Genomic DNA, 14,881 nt, shown 5'->3' with positions numbered 1-14,881 from the left:
GTCAGGCTCACAGGTACGCGGCGTTTGCCGCATCGAGGCAGTCCTGAGCTCGCAGGATCAATTCACAGAACTCACGGGCGGCACCTTCGCCACCGCGGGCCTGGGTCACGCCGTGAGCGTGTTCGCGCACGAAACTGGCGGCATTGGCTACTGCCATGCCCAGTCCTACGCGGCGAATCACTGGCAGGTCGGGCAGGTCGTCACCAAGATAGGCAACCTGTTCATAGCTTAGGTTGAGTTGGCCAAGAAGCTCGTCGAGCACCACCAGTTTGTCTTCGCGGCCCTGATACAGGTGGGGAATGCCGAGGTTCTTCGCTCGTCTCTCGACCACCGGGGTCTTGCGGCCGCTGATGATGGCGGTCTGCACGCCGGCCGCCATCAGCATCTTGATGCCCTGGCCATCGAGGGTGTTGAACGTCTTGAATTCGCTGCCGTCTTCAAGGAAGTACAGGCGACCGTCGGTGAGGACGCCGTCGACATCGAACACCGCCAGTTTGATCGCCTTGCCGCGTTGCAGTAGGTCGGTGCTCATTTACATGACTCCTGCGCGCAGCAGATCGGAAAGGTTGAAGGCGCCGATCGGGCGATCTTCGTCATCAACAACGACCAGTGCATTGATTCTGTGATCTTCCATGATTTTCAGGGCCTCGGCGGCGAGCATCTCGGCGCGGGCGGTCTTGCCGTGGGCGGTCATGACCTGGTCGATGGTGACGCTGTGGATATCGATGGGGCGGTCCAGGGTGCGGCGCAAATCGCCGTCAGTGAAGATCCCGGCCAGTTTGCCGTCGGCTTCGAGAATTACCGTCATGCCCAGGCCCTTGCGGGTCATTTCCATCAGCGCGTCCTTGAGCAGGGTGCCACGTTGCACCTGCGGCAACTCCGGGCCGGCGTGCATGACACTTTCCACTTTCAGCAACAGGCGTCGGCCCAGCGCGCCGCCCGGATGGGAGAACGCGAAGTCCTCGGCGGTAAAGCCGCGTGCGTCCAGCAGCGCGACGGCCAGGGCGTCGCCCATGACCAGTGCGGCGGTCGTCGAGGAAGTGGGGGCCAGATTCAGCGGGCAGGCTTCATGCGCGACGTTAACGTTGAGGTTGACCTCGGCGGCCTTGGACAGCGGCGAATCGGGGTTGCCGGTCATGCTGATCAGCTGGATGCCCAGGCGCTTGATCAGCGGCAGCAGGGTAATGATTTCATTGGTGGAGCCGGAGTTGGACAGCGCGAGGATGATGTCGTCGCGGGTGATCATGCCCATGTCGCCATGACTGGCTTCAGCCGGGTGGACGAAAAATGCCGTGGTACCGGTGCTGGCCAGGGTGGCAGCGATCTTCCTGCCGATATGCCCCGACTTGCCCATGCCGACCACGACCACGCGGCCTTTGCTGGCCAGAATCATCTCGCAGGCGCGTACGAAATCTGCGTCGATTTGCGGCATCAAGCCTTGTACGGCTTCCACTTCGAGGCGGATGGTGCGTTGGGCGGATTGAATCAGGTCGCTGGATTGGCTCATGTCAGAAATCGTTTAGCCTGATGAAAAGGCGGCGATTATAGCGGTTATGATCGAAACCCTCACGCAAGTTCGTCGTGCATTGTCCTTTCCTGTTTAACGAATCCCTCTAAATGAAGCGTTTTGCTCGTCTAGTCCAGCAATATGACGTGGTAATGACCTTGGGCGCGTGGGCTTTGCAGTGATATAGTTCGCCGCCAGTTCGGCCCGCCCGGAGGTATGTGCTTTCGTCAGAAAGTCAGGCGTCCGAGTGAGAGACTGCATCGCAAGGAGTTTAGATGAGTGCCGATAACGCCTACGCGGTCGAGCTGAAGGGACTTTCCTTCAAGCGCGGTGCGCGCAGCATTTTCAATAACGTCGATATCCGTATTCCGCGCGGCAAGGTCACCGGCATCATGGGACCTTCCGGCTGTGGCAAGACGACGCTCCTGCGGTTGATGGGCGCGCAGCTGCGACCGACCAAGGGCGAAGTCTGGGTCAACGGTCAGAACCTGCCGAAACTCTCGCGCAGCGATCTGTTCGATGCTCGCAAGCACATGGGCGTGCTGTTCCAGAGCGGTGCCCTGTTTACCGATCTCGATGTGTTCGAGAACGTCGCCTTTCCATTACGCGTTCACACCGATCTGCCCGAAGAAATGATCCGCGACATCGTCCTGCTCAAATTGCAGGCCGTGGGTTTGCGTGGCGCCATCGAGCTGATGCCCGATGAGCTGTCTGGCGGTATGAAACGTCGTGTCGCACTGGCGCGGGCCATCGCGCTGGATCCCCAGATTCTCATGTATGACGAGCCCTTTGTCGGCCAGGACCCGATCGCCATGGGCGTGTTGGTGCGCCTGATCCGCCTGCTCAACGACGCGCTGGGCATCACCAGCATCGTGGTTTCCCACGATCTGGCGGAGACCGCGAGCATTGCCGATTACATCTATGTGGTGGGCGACGGGCAGGTGTTGGGGCAGGGCACGCCTGAGGAGCTGATGAACTCGGATGAGCCGAAAATCCGTCAATTCATGACCGGCGAGCCTGACGGCCCGGTTGCGTACCACTTTCCAGCGACGGATTACCGCGCAGATCTTCTGGGGAAGCGCCGCTGATGCGCAGAATTTCATTAATAGAACGCATACGCCGGTTCGGCCTGGCCGGGATCGACACCGTTTCCGTGTTCGGTCGTTCGACGCTGTTCCTGTTCCACGCTTTGCTCGGTCGCGGCGGCATCGGCGGCGCTTTCGGCCTGCTGGTCAAGCAGCTGCACTCCGTTGGCGTGATGTCGCTGGTGATCATTGTGGTCTCCGGGATATTCATTGGCATGGTGCTGGCGCTGCAGGGCTTCAACATTCTGTCCAGCTACGGTTCGGAGCAGGCGGTCGGGCAGATGGTGGCGCTGACACTGTTGCGCGAATTGGGCCCGGTGGTGACGGCCTTGCTGTTTGCCGGCCGTGCCGGTTCGGCATTGACGGCGGAAATCGGCAACATGAAGTCCACCGAGCAATTGTCCAGCCTGGAAATGATCGGGGTCGACCCGCTCAAGTACATCATTGCCCCACGCTTGTGGGCCGGCTTCATTTCCCTGCCGGTGCTGGCGATGATTTTCAGCGTGGTGGGCATCTGGGGTGGTTCGTGGGTGGCCGTCGACTGGCTGGGTGTTTATGAAGGTTCCTACTGGTCGAACATGCAGAACAGCGTGACCTTTGCCGACGATGTGCTCAACGGCATCATCAAAAGCATGGTTTTTGCCTTTGTCGTGACCTGGATCGCCGTATTCCAAGGCTATGACTGCGAGCCCACTTCCGAGGGGATCAGTCGTGCCACTACCAAGACCGTGGTATACGCCTCTCTGGCGGTGCTCGGTCTGGACTTTATTTTGACCGCCTTGATGTTTGGAGATTTCTGATGCAAAACCGCACCCTGGAAATCGGTGTCGGCCTTTTCTTGCTGGCTGGCATCCTGGCTTTGCTGCTGCTGGCGCTGCGAGTCAGTGGCTTGTCCCCGAGCCCGAGCACCGACACCTATAAACTTTATGCGTATTTCGACAATATCGCCGGTTTGACGGTCAGAGCTAAAGTGACCATGGCCGGTGTGACCATCGGCAAGGTCACGGCGATCGATCTGGATCGTGACAGCTTCACCGGTCGAGTGACCATGCAGCTGGAAAAGCGCGTAGATAACCTGCCGGCCGATTCCACTGCATCTATCCTGACCGCTGGGTTGTTGGGTGAGAAGTACATCGGCATCAGCGTCGGCGGGGAAGAAGCCCTGCTCAAGGATGGCGGCACAATCCACGACACGCAGTCGTCGCTGGTGCTCGAAGACCTGATTGGCAAGTTTCTTCTCAATACCGTTAGCAAAGACGCCAAATGAGGAATTTTTAAATGATCTCTACCTTGCGACGTGGCCTGTTGGTATTGCTCGCGGCCTTGCCGTTGATGGCTAACGCCGTGGCGGCGCCTTCCGCGCACGATCTGGTGCAGGACACCACGAACCGTATGCTGGCCGACCTGACCGCCAACAAAGAGAAATACAAGCAGGATCCGAATGACTTCTACGCAGCGCTGAACCGCATTGTCGGGCCTGTCGTGGATGCCGAAGGCATTTCCAAGAGCATCATGACGGTCAAGTACTCGCGCAAAGCCACACCTGCGCAAATGAAGACCTTTGAAGAGAACTTCAAAAAGGGCCTGTTCCAGTTCTACGGCAATGCCCTGCTCGAATACAACAACCAGGGCATCACTGTTGATCCTGCCAAGGATGAGTCGGGCGACCGCACCAGCGTTGGCATGACGGTCAAGGGCAGCAGCGGCGCGATCTATCCTGTGTCCTACACCATGGAAAAGGTCAATGGAGAATGGAAGCTGCGTAACGTCATTATCAACGGGATCAACATTGGCAAGCTGTTCCGTGACCAGTTCGCCGATGCAATGCAGCGCAACGGCAACGATCTGGACAAGACCATCAACGGTTGGGCCGGCGAGGTCGCAAAAGCCAAGGAAACTGCTGATAAATCCCCTGAGAAAAGCACCCAATGAGTGAGTCGGCAGTCCTGATGGACGCCGCCGGCGAGTTGCGGCTGAGCGGCGTACTGAATTATCGCACCGGTCCTGGCCTGCGCGAGCAGGGGCAGGCGCTGATCAAGGCGAGCAAGGCCGCGGCACTGGTTGTCGATTGTTCCGCGGTGACGAAGTCCAGCAGCGTCGGGCTATCGTTGTTGCTGTGCTTCATGCGTGATGCACAGGCGGCCGGCAAGACGCTGACCATCCGCGGGATGCCGGAAGAAATGCGCGAAATCGCCGAAGTCAGTGAACTGAACGAGCTTTTGGCGCACCCCTGAACCGCATCGATAAACAAGCCCCCCGTCAGAGTCCTGCTCCGCGGGGTTCGCAGGCGCGGGGCTTTTTTGTATGATGTCCGACCCGCGCGCACAGGGCGCCGATTGAGGTTGAGCATGCAGGCCGTAGAAGTGAAAAGCTTCCTTGAAGGAAAGCTGCCAGGAACTCAGGTGGAAGTTGAAGGCGAAGGCTGCAATTTCCAGCTGAACGTGATTAGCGATGAACTGGCGGCATTGAGCCCGGTCAAGCGTCAGCAGCAGATCTATGCCCATTTGAACCCATGGATCACCGATGGCAGCATCCATGCGGTCACTATGAAATTTTTCAGCAGCGCGGCCTGGGCCGAGCGCACCTGAGCCCAAGGGCGTCGAGATTCTTATGGATAAATTGATTATTACTGGCGGAGCTCGCCTTGACGGCGAAATCCGCATCTCCGGGGCAAAGAACTCTGCCCTGCCGATCCTGGCCGCCACGCTGCTGTGCGATGGGCCGGTGACCGTTGCCAACCTGCCGCACCTGCACGACATCACCACCATGATCGAGCTGTTCGGTCGCATGGGCATCGAGCCGGTGATCGACGAGAAACTCGCCGTCGAAATCGACCCGCGCACCATCAAGACCCTGGTCGCTCCGTACGAACTGGTTAAAACCATGCGTGCGTCGATCCTGGTACTGGGCCCGATGGTTGCCCGTTTCGGCGAAGCCGAAGTGGCGCTGCCTGGCGGTTGCGCTATCGGTTCGCGTCCGGTTGACCTGCACATCCGCGGCCTGGAAGCCATGGGTGCGGTCATCGACGTCGAAGGCGGCTACATCAAGGCCAAGGCTCCTGAAGGCGGCCTGCGCGGTGCGCACTTCTTCTTCGACACCGTCAGTGTGACCGGTACCGAAAACATCATGATGGCCGCTGCACTGGCCAAGGGTCGTAGCGTCCTGGCAAACGCCGCGCGCGAGCCTGAAGTGGTCGACCTGGCGAACTTCCTGAACGCCATGGGCGCCAAGGTTTCCGGCGCTGGCACCGACACCATCACCATCGATGGCGTCGAGCGTCTGCATACCACCACCTTCAAGGTGATGCCTGACCGTATCGAAACCGGCACCTACCTCGTTGCGGCAGCCGTGACCGGCGGTCGCGTGAAGGTCAAGGACACCGATCCGACCATCCTCGAAGCGGTTCTGGAAAAGCTTCGCGAATCGGGCGCCGAAATCAACACCGGCGAAGACTGGATCGAGCTGAATATGCACGGCAAGCGGCCCAAAGCCGTCAACGTGCGGACCGCTCCGTACCCGGCGTTCCCGACCGACATGCAGGCACAGTTCATCTCCCTCAACGCCATTGCCGAAGGCACCGGTGCTGTGATCGAGACGATCTTCGAAAACCGTTTCATGCACGTTTACGAACTGCACCGCATGGGCGCCAAGATCCAGGTCGAAGGCAACACCGCCATCGTTACCGGTACCGAAAAGCTCAAGGGCGCGCCAGTGATGGCCACCGACCTGCGTGCTTCGGCCAGCCTGGTGATTTCGGCACTGGTTGCTGACGGCGACACCCTGATCGACCGCATCTACCACATCGACCGTGGTTACGAGTGCATCGAAGAGAAACTGCAGATGCTGGGCGCCAAGATCCGTCGCGTTCCGGGCTAGTTTCTGCTTCATCGGCACATGGACGTGCCTGTTGATTTTGCTTCAAGTCGAGCCGGTTTCCGGCTCGATGCGTGTCCGGCGCCGATTGTGACCGGGCATAAGATTCCTGATTAAGGGCTGACGTTTCCCATGCTGACTATCGCACTGTCCAAGGGCCGCATCCTTGACGACACCCTGCCGCTTCTGGCTGAAGCGGGCATCGTGCCGACCGAGAATCCGGACAAGAGCCGCAAGCTGATCATCCCCACGACCCAGGAAGATGTACGCCTGTTGATCGTGCGTGCCACCGACGTGCCGACCTATGTCGAGCATGGCGCCGCCGACCTGGGTGTCGCCGGCAAAGACGTGCTGATGGAATTTGGTGGTCAGGGCCTGTACGAGCCTCTGGACCTGCAGATTGCCAAGTGCAAGCTGATGACCGCCGGCAAGGTCGGCGCGGTCGAGCCCAAGGGCCGTCTGCGCATCGCCACCAAGTTCGTCAATGTCGCCAAGCGTTACTACGCCGAACAGGGCCGTCAGGTCGATATCATCAAGCTGTACGGCTCGATGGAACTGGCACCGCTGATCGGCCTGGCCGACAAGATCATCGACGTGGTCGACACCGGTAACACGCTGCGGGCCAACGGCCTGGAGCCACAGGACTTCATCGCGGCAATCAGCTCCCGGCTGATCGTCAACAAGGCTTCGATGAAAATGCAACACGCCCGCATCCAGGCGTTGATCGACACCCTGCGCAAGGCAGTGGAGTCTCGACACCGCGGCTGATTCACCTGCGCGCCCGCAAGGCGCGCCGTCTATCCGCCTCATAGCCAGAATTCTCAGGTGCCCAAGCGGATCGAATGTTAGCTTCGGGCGCCTGAGTTTTTTGCCAATCCTATGAGGCTCTCGCTATGACCGCACCGACTGCAATTCGCCGACTCAACGCTGCTGACCCGGATTTCGCGCATCATCTGGATCATCTGCTGAGCTGGGAAAGTGTGTCTGACGACTCGGTCAATCAGCGAGTGCTGGACATCATCAAGGCCGTGCGCGAGCGTGGCGATGCGGCGCTGGTGGATTTCACCCGTCAGTTCGACGGCCTGGACGTGAAGTCCATGGCCGATCTGATCCTGCCGCGCGAACGCCTTGAGCTGGCACTGACCCGGATCACCGTCGCGCAGCGCGAAGCCCTGGAAAAAGCCGCGTCCCGTGTGCGCAGCTACCACGAAAAGCAGAAACAGGATTCCTGGAGCTATACCGAAGCCGACGGCACGGTGCTGGGCCAGAAGGTCACGCCACTGGACCGCGCCGGCTTGTACGTGCCGGGCGGCAAGGCGTCGTACCCGTCGTCGGTTCTGATGAACGCGATTCCGGCCAAGGTTGCCGGTGTGACCGAAGTGGTCATGGTGGTGCCGACGCCACGCGGTGAAGTCAATGAACTGGTACTGGCCGCCGCCTGCATCGCCGGCGTCGACCGCGTGTTCACCATCGGTGGCGCCCAGGCCGTGGCTGCATTGGCCTACGGTACCGAAAGCGTTCCGCAGGTCGACAAGGTGGTCGGTCCGGGCAACATCTATGTCGCCACGGCCAAGCGTCACGTATTTGGCCAGGTCGGTATCGACATGATCGCCGGTCCCTCGGAGATCCTTGTGGTGTGTGACGGCCAGACCGATCCGGACTGGATTGCCATGGACCTGTTCTCGCAGGCCGAGCACGACGAAGACGCTCAGGCGATTCTGGTCAGCCCGGACGCCGCTTTTCTTGACAAGGTGGCCGCCAGCATCGCCAAACTGCTGCCGACCATGGATCGCGCCACCATCATCGAAACCTCGATCAACGGCCGTGGCGCGCTGATCCAGGTGCGTGACATGCAACAGGCCATCGAAGTCGCCAATCGCATCGCACCGGAGCACCTGGAGTTGTCGGTCGCCGATCCGCACGCCTGGTTGCCGCAGATCCGCCACGCCGGCGCAATCTTCATGGGGCGCCACACCTCCGAAGCCCTGGGCGACTACTGCGCAGGCCCCAACCACGTGTTGCCAACTTCCGGCACCGCACGGTTCTCGTCGCCGCTGGGTGTGTACGACTTCCAGAAGCGCTCGTCGATCATCTTCTGTTCCGAGCAGGGTGCATCGGAACTGGGCAAGACCGCCTCGGTGCTGGCCCGCGGCGAATCGCTGAGTGCCCACGCGCGCAGCGCCGAATACCGCATTCTTGATAAAGACTTTGCACAAGGGCAGGGGAACTGAGCATGAGTAAATTCTGGAGCCCTTTCGTCAAGAACCTGGTGCCGTACGTGCCGGGCGAGCAGCCGAAACTGGCGAAACTGGTGAAGCTCAACACCAACGAAAACCCATACGGCCCGTCGCCCAAGGCATTGGCCGCGATGCAGACCGAACTGAACGACAACCTGCGCCTGTACCCGGACCCGAACAGTGATCTGCTGAAGAACGCCGTCGCCAATTATTACGGCGTGAAGACCAATCAGGTGTTCCTCGGCAACGGTTCCGACGAAGTCCTGGCACATGTTTTCCACGGCTTGCTGCAGCACGATAAGCCGCTGCTGTTCCCGGATATCAGCTACAGCTTCTATCCGGTTTACGCCGGCTTGTACGGCATCAACTTCGATGCCGTGCCGCTGGACGAGCACTTCCAGATCAATCCGGCGGACTACGCCAAACCTAACGGCGGGATCATTTTCCCCAACCCGAACGCCCCGACCGGCTGCCTGCTGGCGCTGGAGGCCGTGGAGCAGATCGTCAAGGCCAGCCCGGATTCGGTCGTCGTGGTGGACGAGGCTTACATCGACTTCGGCGGCGAAACGGCGATCAGCCTGGTGGATCGTTACCCGAACCTGCTGGTGACCCAGACCCTGTCCAAATCCCGTTCGCTGGCTGGGCTGCGGGTTGGCCTGGCGGTGGGGCACCCGGACCTGATCGAGGCGCTGGAGCGAATCAAGAATAGCTTCAACTCCTATCCGATCGATCGCATGGCGAATGTCGGTGCGGCAGCAGCGTTCGAGGACCGCGAGTATTTCGACAAGACCTGCCGGTTGGTGATCGAGAATCGCGAGTGGGTGACCGCGCAGTTGCAGGCCAAGGGCTTTGAAGTGCTGCCGTCGGCGGCGAACTTCATTTTTGCCCGTCACCCGCAGCATGATGCGGCGGGCGTGGCGGCGAAGTTGCGCGAGCAGGGCGTGATTGTCCGGCACTTCAAGCAGGAGCGGATTGCGCAGTTCTTGCGGATTTCGATTGGTACGCCGGAGCAGAATCAGGCACTGATCGAAGGGCTTGGCGATCTCTAATCCATCCCCCGGTCCTGTGGGAGCGAGCTTGCTCGCGATGAGGGCGTAACATTCGGAATTTTCGCTGAATGTCACACCGCTATCGCGAGCAAGCTCGCTCCCACATGGCTGAGTTTTTTCCAGGCTATTCGCGATGCGGCTCGCCCACGAACGTCAGCGAACTGAACAGCCCCCGACTGCTCACATCCGCACTGTCCTTCACCGGCACTTCCACCTGCGCCGCAATCACATTCAACCCTTCATTACGCACCAGCACCTGCGCTCGCCCGTCCGCACCGGTTTCAGTGGTCAGGGTATTCGGCGCGTTGCGATAGTCGCCAACCAGCTTCACTCCCGCCGCCGGCTTGCCATCCAGTAGCACTCGAACCGGCAACGACTGCCCCGGCCCGACAGTCAGTGGATCGACCTCCGGCAGGATCAGCAACTTGATCTGATCGAGTTTCGGCAGCTTCGCCCCCGGCTGATAAATCGCCAGGCTGTACTTGAACGTCTCCGTTGATTCGATGGCCCCGGGCACTTTGCTGCGTCCCTCGTTGATCCACTTTTTATCGGCAGTTTGCGACCACATGCCGTTGTTCAGTGCCACGGCGATGACGGCGGGTGGTTTGAGCGGTTGCAGGCGGGCGTGATCGACCAGGCGCTGGACCGTCACCGGGATCATTTTGCCGCTCGTGTCATAGGCCCAGGCACCGCTGATTTTCCGGGCCTTGAAGGCATTGTCTTCGGCGCCGTGGCCATAAATTACTTCGATGTTGCCGCGGCGTTGTTCTGTCCACAGGCCGTGGGCCGAGACTTCAGTGGCGAACAGCAAGCCGAGCAGGGCCAGGGGTTTGAGAGAGTGCATGGAGACGTCCTTTTACAGAGTGAGTGTCAGGCTGACGGTGAAGTTGCGCGGCTCGCCCGGGTTGACCCAGTAGTTGCTGTACGAGCGCTCGAAATATTTCTCGTCGAAAACGTTGTTCAGGTTCAGGCCGACGGTAAGGTGGTTAGTGGCCTTGTAATGACCCAGCAGGTCGACGGTGTGGTAGGCCGGTAACTCGAAGTCGCCGCCGGCTTCACCCGAGCGATCTCCGACATAGGTGAACGCGGCACCGACATCCGAACCACGCCAGCGGCCGTCCTGAAACTCATAAACCCCCAACAGGCTCCCGCTGCGTCTGGCCACGCCGAGAATTCGGCTGCCGGTGGGAATGACCTGGTCACCCTGGGTGACCTCGGCATCGATGTAGGCGAAAGCGCCGATCACCCGGACCGCATCGCTGATTTGCCCGGCGACTTGCAGGTCGAAGCCGCGACTGCGCGCCTTGCCCATGGCACGGCTGGTATCGGTGGCCGGATCGACGGCAAGGACGTTTTCCTTTTCGATATGAAAGGCGGCGAGGGTGCTGCTCAAGCGCTCGTCGAACAGCTCGCTCTTGATGCCGATTTCATAGCCGACGCCTTCTTCCGGGTCGAAGGATTTGCCGGCGGCGTCCAGGCCGTTGTTGGGTTTGAACGAGGTGGAAGCATTGGCGAACAGGCCGACGTCGGGTGTCAGTTGGTAGAGCAGGCCGGCTCGGTGGGTGAGGGCGTCGTGACGCTGGCCGCTGGTGGTACCGCGGGTATGATCGTCGATGCGCTGCTCGAACTGTTCGATGCGCGCACCGAGCATGCCTCGCAACTTGTCGGTGAAGATGATCTGGTCCTGCAGGTTCAGTGCATGGCTTTCGACATGTTCGAGAAAGTCTGTTCCGGAGCGTGCGCCGTCGGGTTTCGGCTGGCCGTAGACCGGCTGATAAATGTCGATGGGGTAGGGACCGCCAGCGATGGTCGTGACTCGCTCGTCCTTGCGATAGTTTTCGTACTCGCTGCCGATCAGCAGTTCGTGCTGCCAACTGCCAAGGTCGAAAAAGCCGCGCAGTTCGAGCTGGGTAATGCTGTCGTGCCAGTTGTTGTCGCGCTCGCGGTAACGACGGTTGACCGTGTGGCCATCGGCATTCAGCGCGCGCTGTTCGGAGGCGAAGCCCCAGAGCTTGCCTTCCTTGTAGTGGCTGGCCAGGCGCAGTTGCCAAAGGTCGTTGAGCTGATGTTCGAGCACGGCCTGCAGCAGGTTGTTGTGGTTGTCGATGTCGCCGTCGTCGGGCTCGCCGAGAAAGGTCGAGCGAGAGACACCGCTCCACCGGTTGTTCGGTGCAACGATGCCTCGGTCGAATGTCGAGCTGTGCCGGACGAATTCGCTTTCCACCAGCACATGCGTGTCGGGGTTGAGCTGCCAGCTGAACGAAGGTGCGATGAACAGCCGCTGACTGTCGACGTGATCGCGGAAGTTGTGGTTGTCCTCGACCGCCAGGTTGACCCGCGACAGCACATCTCCGTTGTCATCCAGAGGCGTATTGACGTCCAGTGCCGTGCGATAGCGATCCCAGCTGCCGGCGCTGGTTTGCAGGGTGGCAAAGGCTTCGGGTTGAGGTTTTTTGGTGACGATGTTCACCGTTCCACCTGGATCGCCTCGGCCATAAAGACTGGCGGCGGGCCCCTTGAGCACTTCTATGCGCTCGATGTTGGCCACGTCCGGCGTGCTCGGATACCCGCGATTGGCGCTGAAGCCATCCTTGTAGAATTCCGAGGTGGTGAAGCCGCGCACGCTGTATTCGTAAAGTGTCAGGCCGCCGAAGTTGTTCTGTTTCGATACACCGCCGGCGAAATCCAGGGCGCGCTCGACGCTATTGCTGCCCAGATCATTGAGCACGCTGACGGGCACCACGCTGATCGATTGTGGAATGTCGCGAATGGCCGTGTCGGTTTTGGTCGCGCTGGAGGAGCGGATCGCGCGATAGCCATCGACGGGATCGGTGGGGGATTGGTAGTCGGAAGTGACGCTGATGGCGCCCAGTTCGAGGGTCCGGGATTCTTCGGCGAAGACCGGGCTCCCCAGCAGGCCGAAGGCGATACTGGCGAGGGAGGCCTTTTTTCGAGACGACATGTTATGTTGTTCCAATTGCAGTAATTGAAACAATATAACATGACTAATGAGAATGTCTGCTGTTAACGATTTTGTCGCTGTGATGCTGCCCGTACCGCTAAAGATCGCGGCCTGGGGCAGCTTCTACCGTTACTCTTCTTCTTTTTCCTTCACCGGTGCGGGTGGCGGACGCAGGCCGATTTCCGCTGTGAGCTTGAGTTCCTTGCCGTTGCGCATGACCTGAATCGTGACCTTGTCGGTCGGTTTGATCCGTGCCACCTGGTTCATCGAGCGGCGACCATCACCCGCTGGCTCGCCATCGATGCTGAGGATCACATCGCCCAATTGCAGGCCGGCTTTCTGTGCCGGGCCGTCGCGGAAAATCCCGGCGACAACGATGCCCGGACGCCCCGACAAGCCAAAGGACTCAGCCAATTCCTGGCTCAACGGCTGCACTTCGATGCCCAGCCAGCCACGAATCACCTGGCCGTGCTCGATGATGGACTTCATCACTTCCATGGCCAGTTTGACCGGGATGGCGAAACCGATGCCCTGGGAGCCGCCGGACTTGGAGAAGATCGCGGTGTTGATGCCAGTCAGGTTGCCGATGGCGTCCACCAGCGCACCACCGGAGTTGCCGGGGTTGATCGCGGCGTCGGTTTGAATGAAGTCTTCGTAGTTGTTCAGGCCCAGTTGATTGCGGCCGGTGGCGCTGATGATGCCCATGGTCACCGTCTGGCCGACACCGAAGGGGTTGCCGATGGCCAGCGCAACGTCGCCGATGCGGATGTTGTCGGAGCGGCCGACCGTGATCGCGGGAAGATTCTTCAGGTCGATCTTCAATACCGCGAGATCGGTTTCCGGGTCGCTGCCGATCACCCGGGCCAGGGTTTCACGACCATCCTTGAGCGCCACCACAATCTGGTCGGCGCCGCTGGTCACATGGTTGTTGGTCAGGATGTAGCCTTCCGGGCTCATGATCACGCCGGAGCCCAGGCTCGATTCCATGCGCTTCTGCTTGGGCGAGTTGTCGCCGAAGAAACGACGGAACTGCGGATCTTCAAACAGCGGATGGCTGGGCTTGCTGATGACTTTGGTGGTGTACAGGTTCACCACCGATGGCGCGGCGGTTGTCACCGCGTCGGCATAGGACACTGGGCCTTGCTGCATGCTGGTGGTTTGCGGGGCTTGTTGCAGATTGACGTCGAGGCTCGGAAGCCCGACCCACTGCGGGTAACGCTGGATGATTAACAGAGCGACAAGCACGCCGGCCAACAACGGCCAGCCGGAAAAACGCAGCGCCTTGAGCATTAAGCACGTCCTGAGAGGTTGCAGGCGGTTGGGGACCGCCCATAATGTCGCGCATTATACGAGGCCGCGCGTGCCTCTGAACGGGATATTTAGGAGTCTTTTATGGCCGTCGCCCTGAGCACACTCGTCGAAGAAGCCGACCGTTACCTCAACAGTGCAAGGATCGCCGATTACTGCCCCAACGGCCTGCAGGTCGAAGGTCGGCCGCAAGTGATGCGCATTGTCAGTGGCGTCACTGCCAGCCAGGCTTTGCTCGATGCCGCCGTGGAGGCCAATGCCGATTTGGTGCTGGTGCACCATGGTTATTTCTGGAAGGGTGAAAACCCGTGCATCACCGGCATGAAGCAGCGCCGGTTGAAGACCCTGCTCAAGCACGACATCAGCCTGCTGGCGTATCACCTGCCGCTGGATCTGCACCCGGATGTCGGCAATAACGTACAGCTGGCGCGTCAGCTCGACATCACCGTCGAAGGGCCGCTGGATCCCGACAACCTGAAAATCGTCGGTCTGGTGGGGTCGCTGAACGAGCCGGTAACGCCTCGGGATTTCGCCCGGCGCGTGCAGGAAGTCATGGGACGCGAACCTCTGGTCATCGAGGGCAGCGCGATGATCCGTCGCGTCGGCTGGTGCACCGGCGGCGGCCAGGGCTACATCGATCAGGCAGTCCTGGCCGGTGTCGATCTGTACCTCAGCGGCGAAGCCTCGGAACAAACCTTCCACAGCGCCCGGGAAAACGACATCAGTTTCATCGCCGCCGGTCACCATGCCACCGAGCGCTATGGTGTTCAGGCGCTGGGTGATTACCTGGCGCGACGCTTTGCCCTCGAGCACATCTTCATCGATTGCCCGAATCCAATTTGAATCCCCCCAACCCCTGT

The 14,881-nt window shown here is 60.2% G+C and carries 16 protein-coding genes; 11 read left to right on the top strand and 5 right to left on the bottom strand.

From position 1 onward, the window contains the following. Positions 1-7: 7 nt before the first annotated feature. Together ABTV29_RS26935 and ABTV29_RS26930 are read right to left on the bottom strand one after the other, a co-directional pair. Positions 8-532, bottom strand: a complete 525-nt coding sequence (locus tag ABTV29_RS26935; protein WP_433767600.1) for a KdsC family phosphatase — start codon at positions 530-532, stop codon at positions 8-10. Beyond that, positions 533-1,507, bottom strand: a complete 975-nt coding sequence (locus ABTV29_RS26930; protein ID WP_433767599.1) for a KpsF/GutQ family sugar-phosphate isomerase — start codon at positions 1,505-1,507, stop codon at positions 533-535. Positions 1,508-1,782: 275 nt separating this feature from the next. On the opposite strand from ABTV29_RS26930, the gene ABTV29_RS26925 reads away from it, so the two are divergent. The 10 genes from ABTV29_RS26925 (at position 1,783) to hisC (ending at position 9,751) form a co-directional block, all read left to right on the top strand. Continuing rightward, on the top strand, positions 1,783-2,595 hold the full coding sequence (locus ABTV29_RS26925) for an ATP-binding cassette domain-containing protein (protein ID WP_433767598.1): 813 nt from the start codon (positions 1,783-1,785) through the stop codon (positions 2,593-2,595). Next, a complete protein-coding gene (mlaE, locus tag ABTV29_RS26920) occupies positions 2,595-3,392 on the top strand; it encodes a lipid asymmetry maintenance ABC transporter permease subunit MlaE (protein WP_433767597.1) in 798 nt (265 codons plus the stop codon). The genes ABTV29_RS26925 and mlaE overlap by 1 nt, the downstream gene beginning before the upstream one ends. Continuing rightward, complete coding sequence (gene mlaD / locus ABTV29_RS26915; RefSeq protein WP_046026814.1) at positions 3,392-3,859, top strand: outer membrane lipid asymmetry maintenance protein MlaD; 468 nt, start codon at positions 3,392-3,394, stop codon at positions 3,857-3,859. The genes mlaE and mlaD overlap by 1 nt, the downstream gene beginning before the upstream one ends. A gap of 11 nt (positions 3,860-3,870) precedes the next feature. Beyond that, on the top strand, positions 3,871-4,524 hold the full coding sequence (locus ABTV29_RS26910; protein WP_433767596.1) for an MlaC/ttg2D family ABC transporter substrate-binding protein: 654 nt from the start codon (positions 3,871-3,873) through the stop codon (positions 4,522-4,524). Then, a complete protein-coding gene (locus tag ABTV29_RS26905; protein ID WP_433767595.1) occupies positions 4,521-4,826 on the top strand; it encodes an STAS domain-containing protein in 306 nt (101 codons plus the stop codon). The genes ABTV29_RS26910 and ABTV29_RS26905 overlap by 4 nt, the downstream gene beginning before the upstream one ends. A gap of 114 nt (positions 4,827-4,940) precedes the next feature. Next, positions 4,941-5,180, top strand: coding sequence for a BolA family protein (locus ABTV29_RS26900; protein WP_046052891.1), 240 nt, complete (start codon positions 4,941-4,943; stop codon positions 5,178-5,180). Positions 5,181-5,202: 22 nt separating this feature from the next. Next, entirely contained in the window at positions 5,203-6,468 is a 1,266-nt protein-coding gene (murA, locus tag ABTV29_RS26895; protein ID WP_433767594.1) for a UDP-N-acetylglucosamine 1-carboxyvinyltransferase, read from the top strand. Positions 6,469-6,597: 129 nt separating this feature from the next. Beyond that, positions 6,598-7,233 (top strand): ATP phosphoribosyltransferase, encoded by a 636-nt coding sequence (gene hisG, locus ABTV29_RS26890; protein ID WP_110966372.1) that lies wholly within the window; start codon positions 6,598-6,600, stop codon positions 7,231-7,233. A 125-nt stretch (positions 7,234-7,358) separates the two neighbouring features. Further along, entirely contained in the window at positions 7,359-8,696 is a 1,338-nt protein-coding gene (gene hisD, locus ABTV29_RS26885; protein WP_433767593.1) for a histidinol dehydrogenase, read from the top strand. A 2-nt stretch (positions 8,697-8,698) separates the two neighbouring features. Beyond that, positions 8,699-9,751 (top strand): histidinol-phosphate transaminase, encoded by a 1,053-nt coding sequence (gene hisC, locus ABTV29_RS26880; RefSeq protein ID WP_433767592.1) that lies wholly within the window; start codon positions 8,699-8,701, stop codon positions 9,749-9,751. A 124-nt stretch (positions 9,752-9,875) separates the two neighbouring features. Here the strand turns inward: hisC and ABTV29_RS26875 are convergent, their stop codons facing one another. The 3 genes from ABTV29_RS26875 to algW all read right to left on the bottom strand — a co-directional run bounded on the left by ABTV29_RS26875 (position 9,876) and on the right by algW (position 14,003). Next, positions 9,876-10,595, bottom strand: coding sequence for a DUF4198 domain-containing protein (locus ABTV29_RS26875; protein WP_433767591.1), 720 nt, complete (start codon positions 10,593-10,595; stop codon positions 9,876-9,878). A 12-nt stretch (positions 10,596-10,607) separates the two neighbouring features. Beyond that, the gene (locus tag ABTV29_RS26870; protein WP_433767590.1) at positions 10,608-12,713 is read right to left on the bottom strand and encodes a TonB-dependent siderophore receptor; all 2,106 of its coding nucleotides are present in this window, start codon (positions 12,711-12,713) and stop codon (positions 10,608-10,610) included. A 129-nt stretch (positions 12,714-12,842) separates the two neighbouring features. After that, a complete protein-coding gene (algW, locus tag ABTV29_RS26865; RefSeq protein ID WP_433767589.1) occupies positions 12,843-14,003 on the bottom strand; it encodes a Do family serine endopeptidase AlgW in 1,161 nt (386 codons plus the stop codon). A 102-nt stretch (positions 14,004-14,105) separates the two neighbouring features. Here algW and ABTV29_RS26860 point away from each other — a divergent pair, with 102 nt between their 5' ends. Continuing rightward, positions 14,106-14,864 (top strand): Nif3-like dinuclear metal center hexameric protein, encoded by a 759-nt coding sequence (locus ABTV29_RS26860; protein ID WP_433767588.1) that lies wholly within the window; start codon positions 14,106-14,108, stop codon positions 14,862-14,864. Positions 14,865-14,881 lie beyond the last annotated feature (17 nt).

Origin of the sequence: Pseudomonas putida, assembly GCF_050989985.1 — a bacterium.
Classification (GTDB): domain Bacteria; phylum Pseudomonadota; class Gammaproteobacteria; order Pseudomonadales; family Pseudomonadaceae; genus Aquipseudomonas; species Aquipseudomonas putida_AI.
The sequence above is the reverse complement of the archived record's forward strand: the minus strand, read 5'-3'. Positions and strand labels throughout refer to the sequence as shown.

Coding starts and splice junctions, on each gene's coding strand:
- ABTV29_RS26935 (WP_433767600.1), bottom strand. CDS start 532: ATGAGCACCGACCTACTGCAACGCGGCAAGGCGATCAAACTGGCGGTG.
- ABTV29_RS26930 (WP_433767599.1), bottom strand. CDS start 1,507: ATGAGCCAATCCAGCGACCTGATTCAATCCGCCCAACGCACCATCCGC.
- ABTV29_RS26925 (WP_433767598.1), top strand. CDS start 1,783: ATGAGTGCCGATAACGCCTACGCGGTCGAGCTGAAGGGACTTTCCTTC.
- mlaE (WP_433767597.1), top strand. CDS start 2,595: ATGCGCAGAATTTCATTAATAGAACGCATACGCCGGTTCGGCCTGGCC.
- mlaD (WP_046026814.1), top strand. CDS start 3,392: ATGCAAAACCGCACCCTGGAAATCGGTGTCGGCCTTTTCTTGCTGGCT.
- ABTV29_RS26910 (WP_433767596.1), top strand. CDS start 3,871: ATGATCTCTACCTTGCGACGTGGCCTGTTGGTATTGCTCGCGGCCTTG.
- ABTV29_RS26905 (WP_433767595.1), top strand. CDS start 4,521: ATGAGTGAGTCGGCAGTCCTGATGGACGCCGCCGGCGAGTTGCGGCTG.
- ABTV29_RS26900 (WP_046052891.1), top strand. CDS start 4,941: ATGCAGGCCGTAGAAGTGAAAAGCTTCCTTGAAGGAAAGCTGCCAGGA.
- murA (WP_433767594.1), top strand. CDS start 5,203: ATGGATAAATTGATTATTACTGGCGGAGCTCGCCTTGACGGCGAAATC.
- hisG (WP_110966372.1), top strand. CDS start 6,598: ATGCTGACTATCGCACTGTCCAAGGGCCGCATCCTTGACGACACCCTG.
- hisD (WP_433767593.1), top strand. CDS start 7,359: ATGACCGCACCGACTGCAATTCGCCGACTCAACGCTGCTGACCCGGAT.
- hisC (WP_433767592.1), top strand. CDS start 8,699: ATGAGTAAATTCTGGAGCCCTTTCGTCAAGAACCTGGTGCCGTACGTG.
- ABTV29_RS26875 (WP_433767591.1), bottom strand. CDS start 10,595: ATGCACTCTCTCAAACCCCTGGCCCTGCTCGGCTTGCTGTTCGCCACT.
- ABTV29_RS26870 (WP_433767590.1), bottom strand. CDS start 12,713: ATGTCGTCTCGAAAAAAGGCCTCCCTCGCCAGTATCGCCTTCGGCCTG.
- algW (WP_433767589.1), bottom strand. CDS start 14,003: ATGCTCAAGGCGCTGCGTTTTTCCGGCTGGCCGTTGTTGGCCGGCGTG.
- ABTV29_RS26860 (WP_433767588.1), top strand. CDS start 14,106: ATGGCCGTCGCCCTGAGCACACTCGTCGAAGAAGCCGACCGTTACCTC.